The sequence below is a fragment of the Halogeometricum rufum genome, from assembly GCF_900112175.1.
GTDB lineage: Archaea > Halobacteriota > Halobacteria > Halobacteriales > Haloferacaceae > Halogeometricum > Halogeometricum rufum.
The window spans coordinates 165,477-192,270 of sequence record NZ_FOYT01000001.1; the positions used below are offsets into that span (position 1 = coordinate 165,477).

General features: G+C 68.9%; 24 protein-coding genes. 6 read left to right on the plus strand and 18 right to left on the minus strand.

Annotated features, from left to right (window positions below):
• Position 1 precedes the first annotated feature (1 nt).
• The 7 genes from BM310_RS00820 to BM310_RS00850 form a co-directional block, all read right to left on the minus strand.
• Positions 2 to 1,258 carry an argininosuccinate synthase gene (locus BM310_RS00820; RefSeq protein WP_342714017.1) on the minus strand — a complete coding sequence of 419 codons (1,257 nt, stop codon included), beginning with the start codon at positions 1,256 to 1,258 and terminating at the stop codon, positions 2 to 4.
• Positions 1,259 to 1,860: 602 nt separating this feature from the next.
• Positions 1,861 to 3,060 carry a cation:proton antiporter gene (locus BM310_RS00825; protein WP_089803851.1) on the minus strand — a complete coding sequence of 400 codons (1,200 nt, stop codon included), beginning with the start codon at positions 3,058 to 3,060 and terminating at the stop codon, positions 1,861 to 1,863.
• Positions 3,060 to 3,545, minus strand: coding sequence for a cation:proton antiporter regulatory subunit (locus BM310_RS00830; protein WP_089803852.1), 486 nt, complete (start codon positions 3,543 to 3,545; stop codon positions 3,060 to 3,062). The genes BM310_RS00825 and BM310_RS00830 overlap by 1 nt, the downstream gene beginning before the upstream one ends.
• 70 nt (positions 3,546 to 3,615) lie before the next feature.
• Positions 3,616 to 4,239, minus strand: a complete 624-nt coding sequence (locus BM310_RS00835; protein ID WP_089803853.1) for a diacylglycerol/polyprenol kinase family protein — start codon at positions 4,237 to 4,239, stop codon at positions 3,616 to 3,618.
• Positions 4,240 to 4,245: 6 nt separating this feature from the next.
• Positions 4,246 to 6,036: a glycine--tRNA ligase gene (gene glyS, locus BM310_RS00840; RefSeq protein WP_089803854.1), complete on the minus strand. Its 1,791-nt coding sequence runs from the start codon at positions 6,034 to 6,036 to the stop codon at positions 4,246 to 4,248.
• Positions 6,037 to 6,882, minus strand: a complete 846-nt coding sequence (locus BM310_RS00845; RefSeq protein ID WP_089803855.1) for a CBS domain-containing protein — start codon at positions 6,880 to 6,882, stop codon at positions 6,037 to 6,039.
• Between the two features lie 118 nt (positions 6,883 to 7,000).
• Positions 7,001 to 7,492, minus strand: coding sequence for a DUF7555 family protein (locus BM310_RS00850; protein WP_089803856.1), 492 nt, complete (start codon positions 7,490 to 7,492; stop codon positions 7,001 to 7,003).
• Positions 7,493 to 7,616: 124 nt separating this feature from the next.
• Between BM310_RS00850 and BM310_RS21140 the strand changes: the two genes are divergently transcribed.
• The 3 genes from BM310_RS21140 (at position 7,617) to BM310_RS00860 (ending at position 13,540) form a co-directional block, all read left to right on the plus strand.
• Positions 7,617 to 7,784 (plus strand): DUF7556 family protein, encoded by a 168-nt coding sequence (locus BM310_RS21140; RefSeq protein ID WP_177232496.1) that lies wholly within the window; start codon positions 7,617 to 7,619, stop codon positions 7,782 to 7,784.
• Between the two features lie 179 nt (positions 7,785 to 7,963).
• Complete coding sequence (locus tag BM310_RS00855) at positions 7,964 to 8,383, plus strand: PPC domain-containing DNA-binding protein (RefSeq protein WP_089803857.1); 420 nt, start codon at positions 7,964 to 7,966, stop codon at positions 8,381 to 8,383.
• Positions 8,384 to 8,386: 3 nt separating this feature from the next.
• A complete protein-coding gene (locus tag BM310_RS00860; protein WP_089803858.1) occupies positions 8,387 to 13,540 on the plus strand; it encodes an LAGLIDADG family homing endonuclease in 5,154 nt (1,717 codons plus the stop codon).
• A 253-nt stretch (positions 13,541 to 13,793) separates the two neighbouring features.
• On the opposite strand, the gene BM310_RS00865 is transcribed toward BM310_RS00860, so the two are convergent.
• The gene (locus BM310_RS00865; RefSeq protein WP_089803859.1) at positions 13,794 to 15,092 is read right to left on the minus strand and encodes an outer membrane protein assembly factor BamB family protein; all 1,299 of its coding nucleotides are present in this window, start codon (positions 15,090 to 15,092) and stop codon (positions 13,794 to 13,796) included.
• Positions 15,093 to 15,175: 83 nt separating this feature from the next.
• Between BM310_RS00865 and BM310_RS00870 the strand changes: the two genes are divergently transcribed.
• From BM310_RS00870 to BM310_RS00880, 3 genes are all read left to right on the plus strand, one after another.
• Positions 15,176 to 15,466, plus strand: a complete 291-nt coding sequence (locus tag BM310_RS00870) for a DUF7130 family rubredoxin-like protein (RefSeq protein WP_089803860.1) — start codon at positions 15,176 to 15,178, stop codon at positions 15,464 to 15,466.
• Positions 15,467 to 15,556: 90 nt separating this feature from the next.
• Positions 15,557 to 16,459 carry a ketopantoate reductase family protein gene (locus tag BM310_RS00875; protein WP_089803861.1) on the plus strand — a complete coding sequence of 301 codons (903 nt, stop codon included), beginning with the start codon at positions 15,557 to 15,559 and terminating at the stop codon, positions 16,457 to 16,459.
• 63 nt (positions 16,460 to 16,522) lie between these two features.
• Complete coding sequence (locus BM310_RS00880; RefSeq protein WP_089803862.1) at positions 16,523 to 16,849, plus strand: DMT family transporter; 327 nt, start codon at positions 16,523 to 16,525, stop codon at positions 16,847 to 16,849.
• Between the two features lie 28 nt (positions 16,850 to 16,877).
• Here BM310_RS00880 and BM310_RS00885 read toward each other — a convergent pair whose 3' ends face one another.
• From BM310_RS00885 to hemC, 10 genes are all read right to left on the minus strand, one after another.
• A complete protein-coding gene (locus BM310_RS00885) occupies positions 16,878 to 18,419 on the minus strand; it encodes a sulfatase (protein WP_089803863.1) in 1,542 nt (513 codons plus the stop codon).
• A gap of 66 nt (positions 18,420 to 18,485) precedes the next feature.
• Complete coding sequence (locus tag BM310_RS00890) at positions 18,486 to 18,854, minus strand: NifU family protein (RefSeq protein ID WP_089803864.1); 369 nt, start codon at positions 18,852 to 18,854, stop codon at positions 18,486 to 18,488.
• Positions 18,855 to 18,906: 52 nt separating this feature from the next.
• Positions 18,907 to 19,224, minus strand: a complete 318-nt coding sequence (locus BM310_RS00895; protein ID WP_089803865.1) for a DUF5783 family protein — start codon at positions 19,222 to 19,224, stop codon at positions 18,907 to 18,909.
• A gap of 141 nt (positions 19,225 to 19,365) precedes the next feature.
• Positions 19,366 to 19,812, minus strand: coding sequence for an ester cyclase (locus tag BM310_RS00900; protein WP_089803866.1), 447 nt, complete (start codon positions 19,810 to 19,812; stop codon positions 19,366 to 19,368).
• Positions 19,813 to 20,705: 893 nt separating this feature from the next.
• On the minus strand, positions 20,706 to 21,116 hold the full coding sequence (locus tag BM310_RS00905) for a hypothetical protein (protein ID WP_089803867.1): 411 nt from the start codon (positions 21,114 to 21,116) through the stop codon (positions 20,706 to 20,708).
• Between the two features lie 97 nt (positions 21,117 to 21,213).
• Entirely contained in the window at positions 21,214 to 22,650 is a 1,437-nt protein-coding gene (locus BM310_RS00910; protein WP_089803868.1) for a DHH family phosphoesterase, read from the minus strand.
• A gap of 68 nt (positions 22,651 to 22,718) precedes the next feature.
• Positions 22,719 to 23,885, minus strand: a complete 1,167-nt coding sequence (locus BM310_RS00915; RefSeq protein ID WP_245778410.1) for an MFS transporter — start codon at positions 23,883 to 23,885, stop codon at positions 22,719 to 22,721.
• A gap of 51 nt (positions 23,886 to 23,936) precedes the next feature.
• Complete coding sequence (locus BM310_RS00920; RefSeq protein ID WP_089803870.1) at positions 23,937 to 24,680, minus strand: uroporphyrinogen-III synthase; 744 nt, start codon at positions 24,678 to 24,680, stop codon at positions 23,937 to 23,939.
• A complete protein-coding gene (gene cobA, locus BM310_RS00925) occupies positions 24,677 to 25,435 on the minus strand; it encodes a uroporphyrinogen-III C-methyltransferase (RefSeq protein WP_245778454.1) in 759 nt (252 codons plus the stop codon). Before cobA ends, BM310_RS00920 begins: the two co-directional genes overlap by 4 nt.
• 53 nt (positions 25,436 to 25,488) lie before the next feature.
• On the minus strand, positions 25,489 to 26,682 hold the full coding sequence (hemC, locus tag BM310_RS00930) for a hydroxymethylbilane synthase (protein WP_089803872.1): 1,194 nt from the start codon (positions 26,680 to 26,682) through the stop codon (positions 25,489 to 25,491).
• Between the last annotated feature and the right edge of the window lie 112 nt (positions 26,683 to 26,794).

Here is a 26,794-nt window from a genome sequence, read left to right on the forward strand (position 1 = left end):
TCTACTGGCTCTCGTCGTCGGCGTCGTCTGCGTCCCCGCCGTCGGTGGCGAGTTCGGGCTTGTCCTTCGTCGCCTTCGCCACCGCGGCGTTGGCGAGGCGGGACTGGAAGCCGTGGTACTTCGCGACGCCGGTGGCGTCCTCCTGCGTGATGCCGTTGACCGTCTCGGTGTTGAACGAGGCGGCCTCCTCGGAGTAGACGGCGTAGTCGGAGTCGCGGGCGACGGGGCGCGCGCGGCCGCCGTCGAACTTGATAGTCACCGTGCCCGTGACGCGCGTCTGCGTCTCGCCGATGAAGCCCTCCAGCGCCTTCACGAACGGCGCGTCGACGAGGCCTTGGTAGCCCTTGTTGGCCCACTGCTGGTCGATCTGCTCTTTGAAGTCGCGCTCCTCCTTCGTGAGGACGAGTTGTTCGAGGCCCTCGTGAGCGGTGAGCAGGGTCGTCGCGGCCGGGTGCTCGTAGTTCTCGCGCACCTTCAGGCCGAGCATGCGGTCCTCCATCATGTCCGTGCGGCCGACGCCGTACTGCCCGGCGAGGTCGTTGAGGTGTTCGATGAGGGCGGCGGGTTCCATCTCCTCGCCGTCGACGGCGACGGGGTAGCCGTTCTCGAACGTGATGTCGACCGTCCCCGTCTCGCCTTTCGGCGTCTCCGTCCACTCGTAGATGTCCTCCGGCGGGACGTAGCCGGGGTCTTCGAGTTGACCGCCCTCGATGGAACGGCTCCAGAGGTTCGTGTCGATGGACCAGACGCCGTCGTTACCGGCCTTCACGGGCAGGCCCTTCTCCTCGGCGTACTGCTTCTCCCACTCGCGGGTGAGCCCCATCTCGCGGACGGGGGCGACCACGTCCAGGTCGGAGGCGCGCCAGATGACCTCGAAGCGGAGTTGGTCGTTCCCCTTCCCGGTACAGCCGTGTGCGAGGGCGTCGCAGCCCTCCTCCTGCGCCACTTCGAGGATGGCGTTGGCGATGACCGGGCGCGCCAGCGCCGTCCCCAGCGGGTAGCCCTGATACGTCGCGTTCGCGCGAACCGAGTCGAAACAGAGGTCCGCGAACTCGTCTTTCGCGTCCACGACGTGCAGGTCCAGTCCGTGCGCGTCGGCCGTCTCCTGAGCCTCCTCGAACTCCGATTCGGGTTGGCCGACGTCCACGGTGACGCCGACGACTTCGTCGTATCCGTACTCCTCTTTCAGCAGTGAGACGCAAACTGTGGTGTCCAGTCCGCCGCTGAACGCGAGTGCAACGCTTGTCATATCTCTCAGTCGTCGTTCGGGGGTGATAAATTACACGATGTTAAATGCCGAAAACAAAGGGTAGAGACGCCTATACGGGAGCTGAGCGCTTTTGGGTGAGTCCGATAATCCGTCGAAAGTGTAGTATAGTTGGCCCTAAAGGGCCGGTCGTCGTCGTCGCGCGCCGCCGTCGCGCGCCGGGGAGAGAATCGTCGTTTCGGACGCCGAGGCGCCCGAAGCCGCGGCTCCCGGAGCGTCGCGGACGGCGACTGTGGGGAACCGCGTCATTGCACAGTCAAAGCGAGTACGTCGTATTAATAGCTTTCGGAGGTGCAACGCTTGCCGCGCAAAATACGGTCGTCCCCGCTTCGGGAGGGGGTCCGTCTCTGCCTGAGTAGCCACCGCACGTCGGTCAGGTGACCCGACGTCGGACGCCCTCGGGCGGACGCCGTCCGTCCGCCTCAGTCTGCCGCTTCCAGCGCCAGTTCGAGTATCGTCTCCGTGTCGAACAGCGCGAACGCGACGCCGAGGACGACTACCGCGACGATACCGAGCAGAAGCCACTCTACTGGTGTCATCGCAGCAGATTGTCGGTGTTCGGAGAGTAAGTGCTTGGTGGCCGGGACCCGCCGTCACGCCTCCGCGCCCGTCCGGTCGCCGCGGAACACGAGTCGCTCGACGAACTCCGAGCGCTCCATCAGCACCGTCCCGAGACCGCTCATGACGAGGACGTAGCCGACGGCGAACGCCGGAATCACCTCCCGCATGACGGGCGTGGTGCCGGACGCGGCGAGGGCGGCGATGACCAGCGAGAACTCCCCCCGCGGCACCATGCCGACGCCGACGCGGAGCGACCGGCGCTTCGAGAGGTCGTAGACGCGGCCGCCGAGGTAGCCCGAGACGACTTTCGCGGGCGTCGTCAGCGCCACCGCGAGGACGAGGGGGACGGCCGCCGCCACGAGGATCGTCGGGTCCGTCCCCACGCCGATCCAGAAGAAGAACACCGCGCCGAACACGTCCCGGACGGGGGCCAGCAGGCGCTCTATCCGTTCGCGGTGGCCGCTGGTGGCGAACCCCATCCCGACGAAGAACGCCGCGACGGCCTCGCTGACGCCGAGTACGAGCGCCGCGCCCGAGATGGGGACGACGACGGCTAGCGTCCGGAGGACGAACGCCTCCCGTCCCGTCCCGTCGAGGACGCCCGTGAACAGGCGAGTGCCGTACTGGACGGCGACCAACAGCAGTCCGAGGAAGCCGAACGCGACGGCCAGCGACCGACCGACGCTCCCCAGTCCGCCCTCGCCGCCGAGGACGAGGGAGGTGACGACGGCGAGGTAGACGGCGATGAACAGGTCCTCGAACACCAGCGTTCCTAGCATCGGTTCGGCCTCCGGGTTCGCTATCCACCCGAGGTCGATGAGCGACTTCGTGATGATGGCGCTCGAGGAGATGTAGACGATGCCGCCGAGCAGGAGCGACTCCACGAGCGACCACCCGAGGACGAGGCCGATGGCGATTCCCAAGGGGAGGTTCACCGCGATGTCGGCGACGCCGGCCCGCGTGATGCGCGTCCGCGATTCGAGCAGCCTGTCGAGGCTGAACTCCAACCCGAGGAAGAACAGGAGGAGGACGATGCCCACCTCGGCGAACAGCGTCACCACCTCCCCGTTCGTGACGTACGGCAGACCCATCCGACCGGCGACGAACGGGCCGGCGAGGACGCCGCCGACGACGTACAGCGGGATGACCGACAGCCCCAGACGGAGGGCGAACGCGCCCGCCACGGCGACGACGACGAACAGTTGCCCGAGTTCGAGGAGTTCCGCCGCCATCAGTCGCCGCGCACCATCGAGAGCAGGTCGCGGCAGGCGTCCGTCTTTCCGATGACCACGAGCGTGTCGCCCGCTTCGATGGTGGCGTCGCCGCCGGGCGAGACGACGACGTCGTCGTCGCGTTCGATGGCGATGACGGACGCACCGGTCGCCTGCCGGAGGTTCGACTCGGCCAGCGTCGTCCCCACCACGGGCGAGTCGTCGCCGACTTCGACCCACTCCAGCAGGGTGTCCTCGCCCAGCAGCGTCTCTATCGTGTCCGTCTGCACGGGCTGGAAGTACGCCCCCTCCAGGAGCGTCCCCACCTGCCGCGCGAGCTTGTCGGACAGTTCGAACAGCTTCTTGGAGTCGCTGTCGGCGTCCGGCCGGCGGAACACCTCGCGCTTCCCGCTGTTGTGCGTCACGATGACGAGGCGGCCGCCGTCGCCCAGTTCCACCTCGTGTTTCTTTCCGACGCCCGGAAGGTCGCTCTCGTAGACAGTCACGGGCCGTGGTTCGGCGTCCGGCGACAAAAGCGCTCCCCGCCGACGCGGACGCGGCGACCGACTCGCATCCTCACACGACCGCCGCCGCACCCGTCGCCGCGAGGACGGCCGCGATACCGAGACACGCCGCCGGCGGAATCGAGGCGTTGTCGTCGACGACGTACCCCCACACGACCGGCTTCACGCCGTCGGCGACGGTGGCCCCGACCGACCCCGCGGCGGCGGCGACGACGCCGACGGCCCCGGCGACGGGGTAGAGGACGGGGACGCTGACGGCCAGACAGACCGCGAACATGGCGGCCAGCGTCCGCAGGCGCTTGGGTTCGCCGGCCTCCCGCGTCCGGCCGAGCAGGCCGCTCACTGGGTCGCCGACGGCGAGCATCAGCATCCCCGGCACCGCGACGTGGGGTTCGAAGACGAGGACGACGCCGGTCATGCTGTACACGTAGAGCGCGTACCCCGCCAGGTTCGTCTGCTCGTACGAGCGGGTGAGTTCGTCGTAGATGGCCCAGTCGAGGCCGACCTGCAGGCGGAGGACCTCCAGCACGGTGACGACGCCCGAGAGGACGACCATCAGGAGCGTCAGGTGCGACCACGAGAGGACGCCCGCGAGGTAGCCGAGGGGGACGGACGCACCGCTGGCGTGGACGAGACGGCGTTTGACCTCGCTCTTCGAGAGGGACCCGAGGTGCACCGTGGGTCAGGCGTCGGTGAGTTCGTCGTACTCGGCGGCCACGTCGTCGAACGTCCGGTCGCCGCCCCGAACCGCGCCGAGTTCCGCGGCGAGTTCGGAGACGGGGACGCGGACCTGCCGGCCGGAGTCGCGTTCGCGGATGGTGACGGTGGTCTCGCCCTCACCTTCGAGGCCGTCGCGGTCGACGGTGATGCAGAACGGCGTGCCGACCTCGTCCTGCCGGCGGTAGCGCCGGCCGATGCTGCCGGAGTCGTCGTAGACGACCGAGAGGCCGGCGGCGCGCAGGTCGGCGACGACGTCGTCGGCGAGTTCGACCAGTTCGTCGACGTTGCTCACGAGGGGGAACACGCCCACGTCGCGCGGGGCGATTTCGGGCGACAGCGACAGGTACGTCCGTTCCTCGCCGTCCACCTCGTCCTCCTCGTACGCGTGCGCGAGGAGCGTGTATATCGTCCGGTCGACGCCGAAGGAGGGTTCGACCACGTGCGGCGTGACGTGTTCGCCGCTTATCGTCTGCTCTTCGACCGAGAAGTTCGTCACGTCGGTGGCGACGGCGTACGACTCGCCGGCCACCTCGACGGTCACCTCGTCGGCGTCGAAGGCGTCGGGGTCGCGTTCGGCCAACGTCTCCAGCGCCGCCTTCACGTCGCCCGCCGCGCCGCCGAACTCGGGACCGAGGACGGACATGTCGGGATCCACGACGGCGCGTTCGACCGTCTTCGGTTCGTCGTACTGCCGGAACACCGTGTAGTCCTCCTCGGAGTACTCGGCGTGCTTCGACAGGTCGTAGTCCGACCGGTAGGAGAAGCCGGCTATCTCTATCCAGTCGCCGTCCACCTCGCTCTCGGCGTCCCAGCAGTCGCTGGAGTAGTGCGCGAGTTCGCCGGGCAGGTGCTGACGGAACCGGAAGCGGTCCGTGTCGACGCCGATTCGCTCGTACCACTCCTGTGCGACGCCGAGGAAGTAGCCGACCCACGCGTTCGCGACGACGCCCTCGGCGACGGCGTCGCCGACGGTGGTCTCGACGTACTCGCCGTCGTCGGCCTCCTGTTCGGACGCCGGGTAGAGGGTGACTGCCACGTCCTCGACCGACGACAGGTCGGGTTCGTCGCGTTCGGGGTCGACGAACTGCTCCAACTCCGCCTGCGTGAACTCCCGCGTGCGGACGATGCTCTTGCGCGGCGAAATCTCGTTGCGGTAGGCGCGACCCACCTGCGTCACGCCGAACGGGAGGCGGTTGCGGGCGTACTCCTTGATGCGCGGGAACTCCACGAAGATGCCCTGCGCCGTCTCCGGGCGGAGGTAGCCCGGCGTCGAGGAACCGGGGCCGATGTTCGTCTCGAACATGAGGTTGAAGCTCTCGACGGACTGGCCGGCGAGTGCGGCGCCGCAGTTCGGACAGACGAGGTCGAGGGCGGCTATCTCCTCGGCGGCCGCCTCCAGCGACAGCGTCTCGGCGTCTTCGAGGTCGGAGTTGTCCTCGATGAGGTGGTCCGCGCGGTGGGACTCGCCGCACTCGGCGCACTCGACCAGCATGTCGTCGAAGCCGTCGAGGTGGCCCGACGCCTCGAAGACCGGTTCGGGCATGACCGTCGGCGCGTCTATCTCCATGTTGCCCTCCTGTACGGCGAACCGGTCGCGCCACGCCTCCTCGACGTTCGACTTCAGCGCGGCGCCCTGCGGGCCGTAGGTGTAGAAGCCGGCGGTGCCGCCGTAGGACTCGTTGGAACCGAAGTAGTAGCCGCGCCGCTTCGCCAACTCGGTGAGGCGTTCGCCCTCGGTTCGGTCCGCACCCATCTACAGCGCCTCCAGCAGGTCCACGTCGCGGACGATGCCGACGAGTTGGTCGCCGCTGACGAGCGGAATCTGCTCGATGTCGTTCGTGATCATCGCCTGCGCCGCCTCGACGGCGGACGTGCGCTTCGAGACGGTGACCATGTCCGTGCTCATGAACGTGGCGACGGGTTCGGTCGGTATCTCGACGTTCCGGGTCGGGATGTAGCGACTGCCGACGCCCTTGATGCCCTCCCACATCCACTCGTCGTCCTGGTTCGCCACGGAGTCGCCCGTCTCGTCCTCGCCCTCGACGACCCGGGCGACGTCGATGATGTCCACCTCGGTGAGGATGCCGGACATCACGCCCGACTCGTCGAGCGCGACGGTGTAGGGGACGTTCGCGTAGAATATCTCGCGCTCGGCGACGGTCAGGGGGGCGCCCTCGTACGTCGTGTTCACGTCGAGCGTCGCCACCTCGTCGGCCGTCGCGTCGAGGTCGACCTGACTGCGGGCGATGGCGCGAATCACGTCCGTGACGGTGACGATGCCCTCCAGTTCGCCGTCGACGACGGGGACGCGGCGGGCGTTCTGCTCGACCATCAGGTGAGCTGCGTCCTCGATGGACGTGTCGGCCGTCGTCGTCGGCACGTCGTGCATCAGGACGGCCAGTTGGTTCTCGTCGGGGTGTTCGATGAGGTCCTGTCGGGTGACGAGGCCGCGGTACGCCTCGCCGTCGTCGGTCTGCTTGACGACCGGAACGGACGAGAAGCCGCGCTCTTGGAGATACTCCAGAACGTCGTCGCGGGTGCCGGGGAGTTCCACGGTCACCACGTCCTCTCGCGGCGTCATCGCGTCGGCTACATTCATACCCCGTCGTACTTGCCGCCACCTCTTGTAGTCTGCGAAGGCGTGCGACGCGCTCCCGTGGGCGTCTCGCCCCGTCTTCCGGGCCGTTCGGCGTCGGCCCGCCGCCGCCGGCACCACCTCAGACGGGCACGACCTCGAACACCGTCTCCAGCACGTACGACCCCACGAGCGCCCAGATTCCGCCGAAGAAGAGACGAAGCCCCCACGACGCCCGGTGGGCCGGGTCCGGCGCGAGCGAATCGGGCAACAGCGTCGGCGGCCCGCTTGCGGCGTCCGCCGGCGGGTCCGACCGCTCTGCGCTCTCGTCGCGCCCGGCGTCCCCGTCTCGCCCGCCGCCGCGGTTCCACGGGCGGCGCGGCCGCAGGGCGAGGAGCGACCCGCCCATCGCGAGGAAGCCGAAGACGAACAGTCCCCGCTTGAAGCCGACGAGTCCGTTGCCGACGACGAGGCCGACGACGCCGAGGAGGGCGGCGCCGAGGAGGGCGAGGACGACGCCCCACGTCGCGGCGTCGAGTGTCGTTCGAGCGAGTCGGTCCGCCGTCGGCGTCGCGTCGTCCGGGCCGGCGTCGCCGTTCGGGCGGGAGTCCACGGTGTCCGAATCGAGGTCCATGCGCGGTGTGTGGGCCCGTTGGGCGAGCGAGCGGGTAGGCGTTGCCTTCGTCTCCCGACCGGATTCTGAGTGTCGGTGATGTCGTTCCGACGAATTTATGTATGATTGTTACAGACTATCATACATGACGCCGAATGTGGCGGCTGCGTCCGACGCGTCGCGCACCGAGGTCATGGCCTCGGTGGACTCCACCCCTGCCCGGTCGGAGTTCATTATCGCAGACATCTCCTGCGACAACGCGTGGCTCTCGATGGCAGCGGCGGAGGCGCCGTCACTTCGAGACTGGGCCTGAGGCCCACGAGTCGGCGGGCGCGGCACGTCCGCCGGTTCCACCCGACCCACGATTCTCCGGAGCGACGCGCCGCCGGCGTTCGCTCCCGCGGTTCTCGCCGTCGCCGAGCGGTTGCGACGCCGACCGGTCTCGGCCGCGAACACTGAACACTTTTGACGCTCCCACGCAAGCACCAGTCTATGAACTATCGGGCAGTCGAATCCAGTCGAGAGTTCCTCGTCTCGCTGGACAACGGGGCGGACTGGCGGGAGGAGATAGAGGAGTTCGCGCAACTGGAAGACATCGAGTCGGCGTGGTTCAACGCCATGGGCGCGGTGCAGGACGCCGAGGTGTGGTTCTACGACCAGGACGACCAGGAGTACCAGTCGGTCCAGTTCGACGAACCGCTGGAAGTCGCCGCCTGCGTCGGCAACGTCGCGCTTCTGGACGGCGAACCGTTCGCGCACACCCACGCCGTCCTCTCGCGGCGAAGCGGGCAGTCGCTGGCGGGCCACCTCAACGCGGGCACCGTCTTCGCCGGCGAAGTGTACCTCCGCGCGTTCGACGAACCCCTCGAACGCGAACACGACGACGTGACCGACCTCGACCTCTGGTTGTAAGCCGTGCACGAGGACGACGAACGGTACTTCGCGCGGATCGAGGACCGTCTCGACGAGGCGTTCGACCGCGCCCGCGCCGCGAAAGGACAGGGACGTGACCCGCGGCCCGAGGTCGAGATTCCGGTCGCCAAGGACATGGCCGACCGCGTGGAGAACATCCTCGGAATTCCGGGCGTCGCCGAACGCGTCCGCGAACTGGAGGGGGAGATGTCCCGCGAGGAGGCCGCCCTCGAACTCGTCAACGACTTCGTCGAGGGCAGCGTCGGCGACTACGATTCCCGTGCGGGGAAGGTCGAGGGGGCCGTCAGAACCGCCGTCGCACTCCTCACCGAGGGCGTGGTCGCCGCCCCCATCGAGGGCATCGACCGCGTGGAGATTCTGGAGAACGACGACGGCACCGAGTTCGTCAACGTCTACTACGCCGGCCCGATTCGCTCCGCCGGCGGCACCGCGCAGGCGCTTTCGGTCCTCGTCGCCGACTTCGCCCGGTCGCTCCTCGGCATCGAGGAGTACGAGGCGCGCGACGTGGAGGTGGAACGCTACGCCGAGGAAGTCGCCCTCTACGACAAGGAGACCGGCCTGCAGTACTCGCCGAAGGACAAGGAGACGAAGTTCGTCGCCGAGCACATGCCCATCATGCTCGACGGCGAGGCGACGGGCGACGAGGAGGTGTCCGGGTTCCGCGACTTAGAGCGGGTCGACACCAACTCCGCCCGCGGCGGCATGTGTCTCGTCATGGCCGAGGGTATCGCCCTCAAGGCCCCGAAGATTCAGCGCTACACGCGCCAACTCGACGAGGTGGACTGGCCGTGGCTACAGGACCTCATCGACGGCACCTACTACGACGACGGCGGCGCGGACGACGGCGACGACGCCGAGGCAGACGACGGCGACGACACGGCGACCGACGACGCCGACGAGGGGGAGACGCCCGACTCGCCCGACCCGGCCGGTCCCGCCCGCGTCGAACCCGCCACGAAGTACCTGCGCGACCTCATCGCCGGCCGTCCCGTCTTCGGCCACCCCAGCGTCGCGGGCGGGTTCAGGCTCAGATACGGCCGGTCGCGTAACCACGGCTTCGCGACGGCGGGCGTCCACCCCGCGACGATGCACCTCGTGGACGACTTCCTCGCGACGGGGACGCAGATAAAGACCGAACGCCCGGGGAAGGCCGGCGGCGTCATCCCCGTCGACTCCATCGAGGGGCCGACGGTCAGACTCGCCAACGGCGACGTGCGCCGCATCGACGACCCCGCGGAGGCCCTCGAAGTCCGCAACGGCGTCGAGGAGATTCTCGACCTGGGCGAGTACCTCGTCAACTTCGGCGAGTTCGTCGAGAACAACCACCCCCTCGCGCCCGCCGCCTACGCCTACGAGTGGTGGGTGCAGGAGTTCGAGTCCGCGGGCGCGCCCGTGCAGGCCCTCGAAGACGACCCGAGCGTGGACCTCGAACACCCGACGCCCGACCGGGCGTTCGAGTGGGCGACCGAGTACGACTGCCACCTCCACCCCGACTACACCTACCTCTGGCACGACGTGAGCGTCGGGGCGTTCGAGACGCTGGCCGCCGCCGCCGCCTCGGGTCGCATCGTCGACGTGGAGGCCGACGGCGGCGCCGAACCCGGTTCGACGTCTCGTCGGACGGAGTCCGACGGCGGCGTGGTCGTCCGCCCCGACGACGCCGGCCCGGCCGACGGCGTCCTCGAACTCGACCGCACGCCGGAACTGACCCGGACGCTCGAATCACTCCTCGTCGAACACACGCAGACCGAGGAGACCCTCCGCGTCTCCGAGTGGCGACTGCTCGTCCGTTCGCTCGGACTCACCGCGGACCTCGAACGCACGTGGGACGGACTCTCGGCGGCGGCGCGCGAGTGGGACGGCGGCGACAACGCGGTGAAGGCCGTCAACGAAGTCGCGCCGTTCGACGTGCGCGAACGCGCTCCCACCCGCATCGGCAACCGGATGGGCCGCCCCGAGAAGTCCGAGTCGCGCGACCTCTCGCCGGCCGTCCACACGCTCTTTCCCATCGGCGAGATGGGCGGCAGTCAACGCGACGTGGGCGAGGCGGCCCGCGGCCGCAACGACCAGGGCGTCCGCGGCGAGGTGAACGTCCTCGTCGGCGAACGGGCCTGCCCCGACTGCGGGACGCACACGTACAAGAACCGCTGTCCGGACTGCGAGACGCACACCGAACCGCACTACGAGTGCGAGGAGTGCGGCACCGTCGTCGAACCCGACGAGTCGGGGCGCGTCTTCTGCGACCGCTGTGAACGCGAGGTCGAGAGCCCCGACTGGTTCTCCATCGACGTGGCGACGGAACTCCGAAACGCCTTGGAGAACGTCGGCGAACGCGAGTCGGCCTACCCCATCCTGAAGGGCGTGAAGGGCCTCACCTCCTCGAACAAGACGCCCGAACCCATCGAGAAGGGCGTCCTGCGGGCGAAACACGACGTCTCGTCGTTCAAGGACGGCACCGTCCGCTACGACATGACCGACCTCCCCGTCACCTCCGTCCGCCCCGCGGAACTGGACGTGACGGCCGAGCACTTCCGCGAACTCGGCTACGACACCGACATCGACGGCGAGAAACTCCGGTTCGACGACCAACTGGTCGAACTGAAGGTGCAGGACGTCGTCCTCTCGGACGGCGCGGCCGAACACATGCTACAGACGGCCGACTTCGTCGACGACCTCCTGGAGAAGTTCTACGGGTTAGAGCCGTTCTACGAGGTCGAGGAACGCGACGACCTGGTGGGCGAACTGGTGTTCGGGATGGCGCCGCACACCTCCGCCGCCGTCGTCGGCCGCGTCGTCGGCTTCACCTCCGCCGCCGTCGGCTACGCGCATCCGTACTTCCACGCCGCCAAGCGGCGGAACTGCTTCCACCCCGAGACGAAGGTGTGGTACCGCGACGAGAGCGACGAGTGGCACCACGACCGGATTCGGGAGTTCGTGGAGGCGCGCCTCGACGACCCGAGCACCGACGACTTCGGAACGCTCGTGCAGGAACTCGACGGCGACGTGTTCGTCCCCTCGATAGACGAGCACGGGGACGAGGTGGTACGACCGGTCGAAGCGGTGTCGAAACACCGCGCGCCCGACCACATGGTCCGGATCGAGACGCGGAGCGGTCGGGAGGTGACGGTGACGCCGGACCACGACGTACACGTGTTCGACGGTGATGGTATCTCATCGAAGCGAGCCTCCGAGTTAACGACCGACGATCACGCTATCGTACCGGACCGTCTAGCGTCCGTTGACGTCGGTCGTGGGATTCCTGAGTTCGACCTTCTCGACGAATTCCTCTCGCTCGACGAATTCCCCGTCGACAGGCTCACGGTCCGTGGACTGGACAAAGACGCACTGTACGATCTGTTCGAGAGCGCTCTTTCCGACCGCTGGGACGGAACGTTCTATCCGCTTCAGAGTACCGCAGACTACCTCGGAGTGACGAAAAAGAGGCTCGGCAATTATCTGTATCGGGAGAGTATCCCCGTCTCGATTCTGTCTGAACTGTTCGAGACGAGAGAGGAACTCCTCTCGCACATCCCGGACGACGTTCGACTCGGGATGAAACACGGCCGTACTGCCATCGACAGGCGCGTGCACGTGGACGCGGACGTCGCTACCCTACTCGGTTACTATGCCGCGGAAGGATTCGCACGGGAACAGCAGACGCCGAAAGGGACCATCCACCAGACGACTATCTGCGGTACGGAGCCAGAGGCCCGCGACTACTTCGTGGAAACTCTGCGAGACGCGTTCGGTGTCGACCCGTATCGCGAAAACGAGGCAAAAGTCACAGTCTCTGGGCGTCTCCTGAGAACGTTCTTCGATACCGTACTCGAGGCTGGCGTGTTCGCAGACGAAAAGCGCGTCCCACAGTTCGTCTTCGACGCACCGGACTCACTAGTCGAAGCGTATCTCCGCGGCTACTTCAGCGGAGACGGGACCGTCGACGCTAACGCCTTGAAGGTATCTGCGACGACCGTCAGTTCCGAACTCAAAGAGGACCTTCTCGCGCTATTCACCCGTCTGGGGATTACTGCGAAAGCCGACATCCTGGAACCAACTCTCTTACGCGAGAAGTTCCCCGATTACTACGATGTCGGTGACCAGTCGATGTCGGCGTCTTCCTACGTCGTCCACATCACCTCGTCCGACGCTGTACGGTTCGCTCGACGGATCGGGTTCCACCTGACGCGGAAAGAGCAGCAACTCCAATCACAGGTAGATTCCGTCTCGCCGGCCGCACGGCGTGCATTCGACGGTGGAAACGGCGATTATCTGGTCGAGTCGATCGTCTCGGTCGAGTCCGTCGCTTCGGACGTCGACCACACGTACTGTCTCACGGTCGAGGAAACTCACTCGCTCATCGCAAACAACCTCTCTCAAAAGCAATGCGACGGCGACGAAGACTGCGTCATGCTCCTCATGGACGGCCTCCTGAACTTCTCGAAGGAGTACCTCCCCGACAAGCGCGGCGGGCAGATGGACGCGCCCCTCGTGATGTCCTCGCGCATCGACCCCTCCGAGATAGACGACGAGGCGCACAACATGGACATCGTGCGGCGGTACCCCGAGGCGTTCTACGAGGCGACGTTGGAGATGGCGGACCCCGGCGAGGTGGAGGACCTCATCCAACTCGGTGAGGACACCCTCGGCACCGACGACGAATATCGCGGCTTCGACCACACCCACGACACCACCGACATCGCCCTCGGCCCGGACCTCTCGGCGTACAAGACGCTCGGGTCGATGATGGACAAGATGGACGCGCAGTTGGAACTCGCGCGGAAACTCCGCGCCGTCGACGAGACGGACGTGGCTGAACGCGTCATCGAGTACCACTTCCTGCCGGACCTCATCGGCAACCTCCGCGCGTTCTCCCGGCAGGAGACGCGGTGTCTCGACTGCGGCGAGAAGTACCGCCGGATGCCGCTGACCGGCGACTGCCGGGAGTGCGGCGGCCGAGTGAACCTGACCGTCCACCGCGGGTCGGTGAACAAGTACATGGACACCGCGATTCAGGTGGCCGAGGAGTTCGACTGCCGGCCGTACACGAAACAGCGGTTGGAGGTGCTGGAGAAGAGCTTAGAGAGCGTCTTCGAGAACGACAAGAACAAGGCGTCGAAGCTGGGCGACTTCATGTAACCCCAGCTTTTTGCACACTCGGGTCGCGCAGAGCGCGACCGCTCGTCGCAAAAAGCTGGACCAAAAAGACTCCGCGAGACTCGGCCTTCGGCCTCGCTCGCGGTCCGACTCCCTTCTCTCTCCGCCTCCGCACGGCACCGCATCCGCCACCGCTCCGCCCGCACAGCACCCCGCATCCGCCCCGCACCGCTCCGCCTCCGCACTGCACCGCATCCGCCCCGCACCGCATCGCCCCATCTCCGCATCTACTCGGCTACTCCGCCGGCCCGATTCCGTGCAGGCCGTCGGCGGCGTCGACGTACACCGCCCCGTCGACGGGCGTGATTCCGTCGATTCCTCGGTTCACCGTGTCCGCGACCCGTACCTCCGGCGTCCCGTACGACCACAGGCCGTCGCCCGTCGTCGCGTCGTAGGCGTACAGCGTCCCCGCACTCGTCGCGTACAACACGTCGCCGGTTCGAGCGAGTGGGACGGCGCGACGACCGAACGAGCGGACTTCCGCGCCGTCGTCGACGTCGAGGGCGACGAGCGTCTCGTCCGCGTCGAGGAGGTAGACGACGCCGTCGGCGACCACCGGCGGACCGTCCCAGCGCCCGGTGTCGGCCTGCCATCGGACGCTCCCGGCGGCGGCGTCGAGCGCGTACAGTCGGTCCGGGCCGTCGCCGCCGTCCGCACGGCCCGCGACGAACGCCGTCTCGCCGGCGACGACGACGTTCGCCCAGCGGTCGCCGACGACGTCGGTCCTGAATCGCTCCGCTCCCGTGTCGAGTTCGACGGCGTGAACGTCCTCGCCCGTGTCGACGAACGCCGCGCCGTCGCCGACTGCCGGGGTCGAGTGCGAGTCCGCGGCCGCCGTGTACGACCAGCGCGGGGTCCCGTCGAAGTCGAACGCCGCGAGTCGGGCGCGCGCGCCGGAGAAGCCACCGCTGTTGACGAGGAGTGCGTCGTCGGCGACGGTCGGCGCGCCGTGGATACCGTCCATCTCCGGCCCGCGCCACAGGACTTCGTCGCGGCCGGTGGCGAGACAGAACACCTCGACGAACGTCGTGACGAACGCCCGGTCGTCGTCGACGGCGGGTGGGCTGTTCACCGCGTAGGAGACGAGTTCGGTCCGCGAGCGGAGTTCGGCCGTCGCGGGGTCGCGCCGGGCGAACGTCGCCGGGTCCTCACGGGTGCGAACGTTGAACAGCGTCCCCTCCGCGACGCTCGGCGCGTGTCCGGCGTCCAACGCCCAGTGGCCCGTCGCGTCCCGGAGACCCGCGGTGTCCGGCGCGTAGCCGGTGTTGCCGGCGTCGAAGCGGTACTGCGGCCACGACCCGTTCGGATTCAGCGGCGGGTCTCCGGGCGGCGTCCGCGTGAGGCGTTCGTCCGGGCCGTCCGTCGGCCCGTACGTCTCGGTGTCGGGCGGCGATTCGGTCGGCGTCGCCGTCGGCGGTCGGGTCGGCGAGTCCGTCGGGGACGACGCGTCGCCTCCGCGCGAGGTACACCCCGCGGTGCCCGCGAGGGCGAGGCCGGCCAGTCGGAGGACCGCGCGTCTGGATGGAGGGCGCATACATCGGCGTTCGGCGAACCCCGGTGAGTACCTTGTGGAGGCCGCGGCCGGGATTTATGCCGTCGCCCGTCGAAACCTCTCACATGGCCGACGAGAATCCCACAGTCACGGTCGGAACGACCGTCTACACCGAAGACGGAAGCGCGCTCGGCACCGTCCGCGGGTTCGACGACGACGGCCTCTTCGTGACGACGCGCGAGGGCGTCGCCAGCCTCTCGGTCGAACACGAACGCGCCGGCCACGAGTTCGGCGGGGCGGAACTGATGTGGCGGTGCACCCAGTGCGGCGAGATGGGCGACATCGAGGAACTCCCGGAGTCGTGTCCGAACTGCGACGCGCCGAAAGAGGACATCTACTACTGGACCGAGGACTGACTCGCGAGCGACGAGGCCGGCCGGGCGGCCGTCGCGCCGGTCGGACCGTCGGACCCGTCCGCTTTTTTCGCCCCGCGCCGATGGCTCCGCATGGACGTACTCGTCTTCGGCGCCGGAAGTCTGGGCACCCTCGTCGGCGCACTCCTCGCGCGGGTCCACGACGTGACGCTCGTCGGCCGGGAGCCGCACGTCTCGCGCGTCGCCGAACGCGGCGTTCGCGTCTCCGGTGCGGTCGAGGACCGGACGCGACCGGACGCGACCACCGACGGCACGGGCCACAGCGCGGACCTCGCCGTCGTCACGGTGAAGTCGTTCGACACGCCCCCGGCGGCCGACGCGCTCGCCACCGGCAGTTTCGACGCCGTCCTCTCCCTACAGAACGGACTCACCGAGGGCGAACTCGCGGCGCGACTCGACGCGCCCGTCCTCGCCGGCACCGCCACCTACGGCGCGCGACTGCGCGACCCCGGCCACGTCGAGTGCACGGGCGTCGGGCGCGTCGTCCTCGGCGCGAGACGGGGCGGCACCGACCCGCACGCCGAACGCGCCGGGAAGGCGTTCCGCGACGCCGGCATCGAGACGCTGGTCGCCGCCGACATGCCGCGGCGACGCTGGGAGAAACTCGCGGTCAACGCCGGCGTCAACGCCGTGACCGCCCTCGCGCGCGTCGAGAACGGCGCTCTCGCCGACGGCCCGGGGTACGAACTGGCGCACCGCGCGGCCCGCGAGACGGCCCGCGTCGCCCGCGCGGAGGGCGTATCGCTCTCGAACCGTCGCGCCCGGCGGGCGCTGGACGAGGTGGTCGCGGCGACGAGTGCGAACCGGTCGTCGATGCTGCAGGACGTGGACGCGGGCCGACGAACCGAGGTCGAGGCCATCCACGGCGTCGTCGTCGAACGGGCCGAAACCCACCGGCTGGCCGCCCCGACGAACCGGACGCTGGCCGACCTGTTGCGGACGTGGGAACGGGGTCGGGGGGTCCGGAGCGAGTAGTAGCCGTCGCCGACTCGAATCGAAGCCGCGCCGGTCAAGGGACTCCGCGCCGAACCCTCTCGCGTGAAGCAACAGACTGCGTGGCTGGTCCTCGTCGGCGCGGCGTTCTTCGAGACGGCGTGGGCCGTCGGACTGGAGTACGCCGACGGTTTCTCGAACCTCCGGGCGACGGCGTTCGTCGTCGTCGCCCTCGTCGTGAGCATGGCCGGCCTCGCGAAGGCCGTCGAGGTGCTGCCGGTCGGAACGGCCTACGCCGTCTGGACCGGCATCGGAGCGGTCGGCACCGTCCTCGTCGGCATCGCCCTGTTCGACGAGTCCACGTCGCCGGTCCGACTCCTCTGTCTCGTCGCCATCGTCGCCGGCGTCGTCGGCCTCCGGTTCGCGGCCTGAACGCCGCGAACGGCCGACTTCGCGCCGCTCACTCCAGATAACCGAGGTCGCGGAGGCGTTCCTGTGCCTCGTCGTCCATCTGCTCGACCGAGTCGTCGGACACGTCGTCGTCGAGGGCGTCCGTCCACGCGCCGCCGACGTTCGACTCGAACGCCGAGAGCGCGGCCTCCGTCCCCTCGACGGCGTCGTCGTCGCCTCCCGCGAGGTTCTCCGTCTCTCCGGGGTCGTCGTCCAACCGGTACGCCTCGTCGGGGATGCGGTCGATGCGGACGTACTTGGCGTCGGTGCGCCGCGCCGCGCGCATGCGCGAGTAGAACCGGGAGTCCTCCGGGAGCGTGATGCCCGCGCTCGACGCCTTCTCCTCCAGTTGCTTCAGTTCGACCACCGGGCGGGAGTACTCCACGAACGCGTACTCGCCGTCGCGAACCTGTCCGGGGTCGTCGTTCGACGCCCGCGAGAACTCCCGGTAGGAGGCCGAGAGCAGCGACCGGGTCCGGTCGAGTGCGACGACGTCGTCGCCGGGCGAGGCGGGCGTGCCGCCCTCCACGTCGAGAGCGTCCAGCACCGTGTGGTAGAGGTCGACGAGTTCGACCTGGTCGTCCCGGCGGTCAGCCTCCAGTTCGGGGTGTTTCACCAGCAGGGGGACGTTCACGAGCGGGTCGTACAGACAGAACTCGTGGCCGTACAGGTCGTGTTCGCCGTGGAGTTCGCCGTGGTCGGCGCAGACGACGACCATCGTGTCGTCCCAGCGGCCGGTCTCCTTCAGCCAGTCGAACAGGCGGCCGAGTTGGTCGTCGATGTGGGCGATTTCGGCGTCGTACAGGCCCCGGATGGCCTCCCACTCGTCGTCGTCGATGTCGCGCGCCCCCGAGTTGTACTCCTTTGAGTTCTGGCAGACTTCGGTCGAGTCGACGCCCGGCGCGAACTCCTCGGCGAACTCCTCGGGCGGGTGGTACGGCAGGTGGGCGTCCATGAGGTTGATGAACGCGAACGACCGCTCGGACCCCTCGACGAACTCCATCGTCCGGTCGACGACGGCGGGCGTCTTCGAGTCGGCGCCGCCGCCGCCGGCGAAGTACTCGTGGGCGGTGTTGCCGAGGCTGACGAGTTTGTCGGCGACGGCGCGGAGGGCGTCGTTGTCGTTCATCGTCTTCCACGCCTTCGCCAACGGGCCGGAGAGGAACTCCCCGGGCATCACCTCGAAGAAGTTGTCCTGGTGGGAGAAGCCGTCCGTCAGGTGGGTGTACGGCGTTATCCACGCGTTCGAGGAGTAACAGGCGGTGTCGTAGCCGGCGGCCGACAGCGTCTCCGCGAGGGTGGTCGCACCCTCCAGATACGGGTTCTCCTGGTCGGCGCCGTGGTGGGAGGGGTACATCCCGGTGAACAGCGACGCGTGGACGGGGAGCGTCCACGGTGCCGGGGCGACAGCCTCCTCGAACACCGTCGCTTCCTCCGCGAACGATTCGAGGTTCGGCGTGGTCGGCCGGTCGTACCCGTACGGCGTGAGTCGGTCCTTCCGGACCGTGTCCATCACGACAAAGAGAACGTTCTCGGGCGACTCGGTGCTCATACTCTCCCCTCGCGGGGACGGAATGAAAGAGGCTCCGGTCTCGTGCGTCGCCGCAGCGGGGACCGATCAGAAGGGCGCTTGCGGGCCTTCGTCGCCGTCGCCGCCGTCGTCGCCGCTCGATTCGCCGGGGAACGAGGGGGACATGCCGCCGCCGCCGTGGCCGCCGTCACCGGTCATTCCCGTCTCGGCGTTCACCGTCTCTATCTCGGGAATCTCCTTGACCATCCGGCTCTTGATGGCCTGGATGGTCATCGGCGAGATACCGCACCCCGAGCAGGCCCCACCGAGCATGATGGTGACCTCGCCCGCCTCGCGGTCGAGGTGCTGGATGGCCGCGGAGCCACCGTGCATCTGAATCTGCGGGAAGTTCCGGCGCAGGAAGTTGGTGACGCGCTCTTTCAGGTCGTCGTCGGCGTTGGTCGCGTCCGTGCTCATGTCTCGCGGTTCGGGATGGACTGGCTTAGGCCTTTGGTTCGGGGGGGACGACTCAGCCGTTCAACCCGAAGACGCGACGGTGTTCGGCCGCCAACTCGTCCAGATACCGGTCCAACACGGCGTCGAGTTTCTCGTCCTCGACGACGACGCCGGTCAGTCGCTCCTTCGGGTTCTCGGGCAGTTGGACGTAGAAGTCGCCGTCCTCGTACATCGGCTCGGACTCGTTCAGAATCTGCTGGTCGATTGCGTGGATGAGCGTCGAGTCGTACTCGTCGTTCATCGTGTTGAACGCGTTCTTGTACGCCCGCTGGAGTTGCGGGAAGTAGTTCGCGTACTTGTCCTCGAACTTTTCGGGGTCGAAGTCGGCCATACTCCGGATTTCCCGCTCGAGAAGAAAAGTCGGACGGTTGGTGAACGCCGTCGCGTTCGTCCGTCGGATGGGCGACGACGCCCCCGAACGTCCGCGGTTCCCTCCACCACCACGTCGAGTCGGAACCGCTCTCCCGACGGTTCAGGCCGTCGGTGCCTCGGGTATCGTCCCGAGTTGCGTGAGGAGTCCGAGCATGTCGTAGTACCACCACGCCTCGACTATCTCCTCTCCCTCCATCTCGTAGACGGTGACGCCCGACCACTCGACGGACTCGCCGGTCGGGGGCACGCCGAACGCCGAGAGTTCACCCTCGTTCGTCCCGCGGGCCACCCACCGGGCGACGATGGCATCGTCGCCGACGACGACGCCTTCGACGTCCACCTCGAAATCGGGGAACGCCGTGCGAATCTCCTGCACCCACTGCTTGAACGCGTCTCGCCCCTCGTAGTCTGCCGTCTGCGGGACGTCGTGGACGACGACGTCGTCCGCGAAGTGTTCGTCCGCTCCGTCCACCTCCCCCCGATTCCAGACGGTCTCCGTGTACTCCCGTTGCAGTTCCTCGGCCCTCGTTCGAACGGACTCGTCCATGTTTCTCTCCCCCGAGACGACGATACGTTCCCTCCAACAATCAATTACCTCACACTTCTTCGCCGCGGAGAATCAGAGCCCGATTCTTACCGACTGCAGTGCGTACCTTCAGAGACGGCGACTGCACTCCATTCTGTATCGCATCATGTAATTTACTCGGACCCGGCGGTCGATTCGACCGTTCTCGCCACGCCGGCGCGTGAGCACCCGAGAGGCGGTCTCTCGTCCGTCTCGGGGGCGGGGTTCGACCGACCGTCCGAGAACGGCCGGTCGGCGACGCGCCCTCGCCGGACGCTCACTCGGGTCGCTCCGGCGAATCCCCTCCAGACCGATTCACCGCAGAACGGAGTCGTCACGGCGCGACGGTCGGAATGCACGGTCGAGACACGGACCGGTTCCGGCAGGACGGAGGGCCGTCACCGGGTGGGGACGGCGGTGGTCTCCGCCGACGCGGACCGGGCCGTCCCGCTCTGCCCGTCCAACGACCGGGCGATTGTCTCGACGGCCGAGCCCACGGTACGGTTGCCCCGAGTATGCCTCGATTCCGGTGTGCGAGCGCCGGACTGCGCCGCCCGTACGTTCGCTCGTCGCCCGTCCTTCGGAGACGACCATCCGTTCGCGCCCGCCGTCGTGCGCGTCTCCCGAAGCCCCCACCTCACCCGCTGGCGTCCTCCGAATCCGTTTCACGCCCGGAGTACCGCCGAAATCGGCGCGCTGGAGGCGCTCGAATGCCGTCGAGGGGATTTCGACATCGGGAGTCGTTCTCCACAATATACCAACTAACGCTATATCGAATCCGAAAGAGACGCGGACGACCCGGCGACTGGCCGTCGACTCGGTCGGACCGGTCGCTCGTCGGCTCGAACTCGACGACCGACCCGCAGGGCGCAGAATCAGGGGAACGACGACCCGCCGACGGAGACGGTCACGCTCTCGACGAACGCGCCGGTGTTGTCCGTGGCGGTGAGCGTGGCGGGCTCGCCGACCGGCAGGCGAACGTCGCTCACGTTGGTCTGCCCCGCGGCCACCGTGTCGCTCCAGACGCTACTGCCGTCGCTGTCGACCACTGCCAGTTCGCGGACGTTGCGTTCGGTCGTCGCGCTCTCGGTCAGTTTCACCGACGCGACGGCCTTGTTCGCCGTCCACGACTCCGACAGCGAGACGGACTCGAACACGTTCGACGCGTCGACGCCGTCGGTGCGGAGCGAGAGACCGGTCGTCACGCACCCGCCGAGTGCGGCGGCGCCGACGGTGGCGAGGCCTGCGAGCAGTCGTCTCCGCGTAGGCGAGGGTTCCGTATCCATGTAACCACGGCCGAGCGACCGTACGTGGTCCTCGCTCGGCGCTCGCTTAGGCGGTTCGGCCGTTTCCCCGCCTTCGTTCGCCGACCGGTCTCCGGCCTCACTCGAGTTGTTCGCCGACGATTCGGTCGGCTTCCGCGACGAAAGTCTCGCGGGTGCCCGCGGGGATGGTCGCGCCCGCGGCGACGTCGTGGCCGCCGCCGTCGCCGCCGACGGCCCGCGACGCCTCCCGCATCACCGTCGAGAGGTCCAGTCCCTGCCGAACGAGGACGTGCGACCCGCGGGCGGACACCTTCACCTCGTCGGCGGACTTCTCGGCGAACGCGAGGATGGGGACGTCGCCGCGGATTCCCGCCGCGCCGACGGCCATCCCGGCGACGATGCCGACGATAGTCTCGCGGATGCGCGTCCCGGCGTCGAACCACTGGACGTTCTCCTCGACGGTGACGCCCTCGTTCTTCACCCACTGCAGCCCCTCCGAGAGGTTCCGACGGTGGTTGCGCAGGAGTTTCCGCGCGCGTTCGAGCGCTTCATCCCTGTCGCCGAGGCACACGGCCAGTCCCACGTCGGCGCGTTCGTACCGCGCGGTGGCGTTCAGCAGGGTGGAGAACTCGCTCACGTCGCGGAGTTCCGTCCCCTCTTCCTCGTCCAGCAGCGAGTACGTCGTCCCCACCAGGTCGTCGATGCGGTTCGCGGGCACGCCCGAGGCGATGGCGCGGCGCATCAGCGCGCTGACGACGGTCTTTCGCTCCGCCATCGACAGGTCCACCCACCGCCGCCAGTCGCCGTCGGTCTTCAAGTCGAGGTCGAGTTCCGAGAGGAACTCGATGGCGCCGTTCTGGTCGTTCGAGATACCGGGGATGCGCACGTCGCTGGCGTACTCTAAGAACTTCGGGAGCGGACGGGTCTGCCGTCCGTAGATGACGAGGTCGGTGGCCTCCTCCAGCACCCCCGCTTCGACGCCGTCGGCGACGATGCCGGCGTTCGCACCGTGGAGGCCGCCCTGCGAGTTCTGCATGTCGCCCACCGCGCCGACGACGGCGAGGCCCGCCAAATCGCGGTTCGCGCCGTCTGCCGGTTCCAGCGCCCGCGCGAGGACGTAACTCGCGCCCGCGCCGGACAGTTCCGACGCGCCGTCGATGCCGAACCGGAGGGGGTTGAGGTGGTAGTCGGTGTCGGCGTCGGCCGGTTGGTGGTGGTCGGCGATGACCGGGTCGAAGTCGCCCGCCCTCTCGTGCGCCGCGATGACGTCCAACTGCCCGCTGCCGAAGTCCGTGAAAAGCACCGTCTCGTACTCCGTCGCGGCTATCTTCGCCACCTCCGTCTCGTCCAACTGCTTCGAGAACACCGTCTCGAACGGGATTTCCGCGCGTTCCAGCGCCGTAGCGGCGATGGCGGCACTCGTCAGGCCGTCGGCGTCGATGTGCGAGGCGAGGAGGACTCGGTCGGCGTCGCGCAACCGCGCGGCGCAGTCGGCGGCGTGGTCTTCCATCTCCGGCACCGGGCCGTCGGCCGTCGTGACACCGTCCGCGCTCATACGGGGGAGTTTCCGCGCTCTCGGATTTAAACCTGCGCTCTACCGGTTCCTCGGTTCGGCGGCGCGGCTCACAGCCGCCGTCTGACGGCGAACAGCAGGGCCGCGCCGGCGACGGTGACGACGGCGACGAACGCCCACGCCGTCCCGTAGCCCGGTCCCTCGACGACGAGTCCGAACGCGGGCGGCGCGAGCAGTCCCCCGGCGTTCAGCGCCGTCTGTCCGCCCGCCGTCGCCGCGCCGATGTCGTCGTCGGCCACCACGTCGCTCAGGCAGGAGTAGAAGACGCCCGTCGAGCCGTGGATGGTGACGCCGAGGCCGACGAACACGGCGACGGTGACGAGGAGCGACCCGCCGACGCCGACGAGGACGGCGAACAGTCCGGCGGCGGCGACGGACTGCCCGAGGGCGACGGTGGCCGCACCGCGCGCACCGCCGAGGCGGTCCGCCAGCGTCCCCGCGCCGATGCGGCCGAGGCTGCCGACCACCTGCGTCGCCGCGAGGACGGCGCCGCCGACGGCGACGCTCGCGCCCACCACGTCCTCGACGTAGAGGACGGTGTAGCCGAGCATCGAGTAGATGGCCGCGCCGACGAAGAAGCCCGCGGCGACCAGCGCCACGTAGGCGCGGTTCGACCGCAGGCCGCCCAGTTCGGGCCACGTCAGGTCGCCGCTGCCGGGCTTCCCGCCGTAGACGACGGCGAACCCGACGGCGTAGACGCAGGCGAGGACGGCGACGACCCAGAAGCCCACCTGCCACGCGGCGACGGCGGCGACGCCGGTGACGAGCAGCGACGCCGCGCCGCTCCCGGCGGTGACGCCGACCTGTTTCAGCCCCATGGCGAGGTTCGACCGGCCGGGGGGCGCTCCGGCGACGATGCCGCGGTTCGTGCCGGGCATCGCAACCGAGTACGCCACCCCGAGGAGCGCGCCGGCGACGAGCAACAGCGCGTAACTCGGCGCGAAGGAGACGCCGACGGTGGCCGCGGCGAGGGCGACGAGGCCGACGGCCATCACCGGCTTCTCGCCGTAGCCGTCCACGGCGGCACCGCTCGGGAACAGCGACACCGTGTAGCCGAGTAGCGCCGCGGTGAGGAAGACGCCGACCAGCGACTCCGTGAGGCCGAACGACTCGCGGAGGAAGCCCGTCGCGGCGAAGATGCTGTAGTAACAGAGGCTGGCCGCCGTCTGCCACCCGGCGACGACGCCGACGGTCCGCCACGACCCCGACTCGCTCACGCGCACCTCCCAGTCGTCGCCCGCACCCAGAGGCGTTCCCCTCTCACGGTGTCACTCGTGGTACGTCGGTGCGGCCGCTTCGACGACGGCGCAGGCCAGTTCCTCGAAGTCGGCGTTCTCGGGGACCACGTCCACGTCGATGCCGTGCGACGCGGCCGTCTCCCGCGTCGGCGGCCCGATGACGCCGACGACGAGTCCGTTCAGTCCCTCGACGGCCTCCTCGCGCACGCCGCGTTCGGCGGCGGCGTCGAGGAAGTTCTCGACGGTCAGAGAGGAGGAGAAGCAGACGCCCTCCAACTCGCCGCCGGCGGCCATCACCGTCGACTGCCCCGCGCCCTCGGGACGGACGAGTCGGTACAGCACCGTCTCGTGGACGTCCGCGCCCGCGTCGCGCAGGCCGTCGACGAGCACGTCGCTGCCGTGGTCGCTCCGGGCGACTTCCACCGTCGCGCCCGCCACCTCGTCGCGCAGGCGTTCGACCAGTCCCGCCGAGGTGTACTCCGCGGGGACGACGTCGACGGTCCACCCGGCGTCGCGGGCGGCGTCGGCCGTCGCGGGACCGATGCAGACCAGCGTGGCGTCGCCGGGGTCCCACCCCGACTCGGCGAGCAGTTCGACGCCCGTCTTGCTCGTGAGGACGACGTACGCGCCCGGTTCGGGCGTCGCGCCGGTCGGTTCGACGGCGAGCATCGGGTCGGGGACGGGCGTCGCGCCCAGCGAGTCCAGCAGTTCGACGGCGTCGGCCATTCGGTCGTCGTCCGGGCGGAAGACGGCCACGCGGACCTGCTGGCTCACTCGTCTCCCCCCTCGCCCTCGGGCGTCGCCGCCGCGTCCGGCGAGTCCAGTTCGCCCGTCCGGTTCCGGAGGAACTCGACCACGCGTTCGCGCGTCGCGGCCACTTCGCCGACGACGGTGACGGCCGGCGGCTCTATCTCCGCCTCGTCGCGGACGCCGACGATGGTCTCCAAGGTGCCGGTGGCGACGCGCATCTCGGGCCACGTCGCGCGTTCGACCAGTGCAACGGGCGTCTCGGGGTCCATCCCGGCGTCCCGGAGCGCGGCGGTGTAGTCCGGCAGTTTCCCGACCCCCATCAGGACGACGAGGGTGCCGCCCGTGGCCGCCAGCGCCTCCCAGTTCACCGCCGACTCCTCCTTCGTCGGGTCCTCGTGGCCCGTGACGAACGAGACGGAGGAGGCGTGGTCGCGGTGGGTGACGGGGATGCCCGCCGTCCCCGGGCCGCCGATGGCCGACGTGATTCCGGGCACCACCTCGAACGGGATTCCCTCGGCGGCGAGGTGTTCCATCTCCTCGCCGCCGCGGCCGAAGACGAACGGGTCGCCGCCCTTCAGGCGGACGACGGTCTTGCCCTCGCGGGCGAGTTCGACCAGTCGCTTGTTCGTGTACTCCTGCGGCGTCCACTCGCCGCCGGCGCGCTTGCCCACGTCCTCCCGTTTCTCCTCCGGGATGCGCTCCAGAATCTCCGGGCCGGGGAGCTTGTCGTGCAGCACCACGTCCGCCGTCTCCAGCAGACGCGCGGCCTTCACCGTCATCAGGTCCGGGTCGCCCGGACCGCTGCCGACGAGGTAGACGGTGCCGACGGCCGTCACGCCCCGTCCACCTCGCCGTCGGCGTCGAGTTCGCTTCGCTCGTCGTCCGTCTCGGCGCGTGCCCCGCCGCCGACGCTGTCGGCGTCCGCGTCGTCCCGCGCCGCGGCGATGAGGTCGGCCGCGCCCCGGTCGGCCAGCGAGTCGGCGAACTCGGCGGCCGCGTTCGCGTGGTCGCGCACCGGCAGGTCGCGACTCGCCTTCACCTCCTCGGTGCCGTCGGCCGAGAGGACGCGCGCGGTGACGTGGACGTACTCGCCCTGCAGTTTCGCGTGGACGCCGATGGGGGCGATGCACCCGCCGCCGAGTTCCGCGAGGACGGTCCGCTCGACGGTGGTCGTCACGCGCGTCCGCGGGTCGTCCAGCGCCTCGCGTATCCGGTCTAACTGCTCGTGGTCGCTTCGGGTGGTGACGGCGATGGCGCCCTGTCCGGGCGAGGGGACGAACTCCGTCGGCGGGAGGCGTTCGTACTCGACGCGGTGGAGCAGTCCCGACCGCTGGAGGCCCGCCTCCGCGAGGACGATGGCGTCGTACTCCGTCTCCACGTCGCGTTCGAGCGCGCGACGCTGTATCTCGCTCAGGTCGTCGAACCACTCGTCGATGGAGCGGTCGAACTCGGTATCGTACTCCTCGCCGGACGCCGACGCCTCGGCGGCGTTACCCTTCTTCTCCCGGTCGTCGTCGACGCGCGCGGCGTGTTCGCGCTGGAGTTCGGGCGCGAGCAGTTTCTCCACGCGGGTGTCGACGTTGCCGCGCAGGGGTTCGACCCGCAGGTCGGGCCGCGCGGCCAGAATCTGTGCCTTGCGCCGGAGCGACGAGGTGCCGACGACGGCGTCGGCGGGGAGGTTCTCCAGCGACGTGCCGTCGGGCGTGAGAAGCAGGTCGGTCGCCGGTGCGCGTTCGGGGACGCCGGTGACGACGAGGTCCGCGGGGCGTTCGGTCGGCATGTCCTTCATCGAGTGGACGGCGGCGTCGGCGTCGCCGTCGAGCACCCGTTCGTCGAGGGCGCGGACGAACGCACCCGTCTTCCCCAGCCGATGGATGAGTTCGTCGCGTATCTGGTCGCCACGCGTCTCCACCTCCATGAGGTCGACTTCGAACCGACGGTCGGCGAGTGCGTCCCGCACGCTCGCCGTCTGTCGGAGTGCGAGGTCTGACCCTCGCGTCGCCAGTCGGAGCGTCCCGCGTTTCATATCTGTCCGAACGTGGGCGCCGGTGGGTGAAAAGCCCACCAGTTCGCGTTCGCGGGCGTGACGCGGTGTCGTGCCGGGGGGACCGCGCGACGGCGGTCGGTCGACCACACCG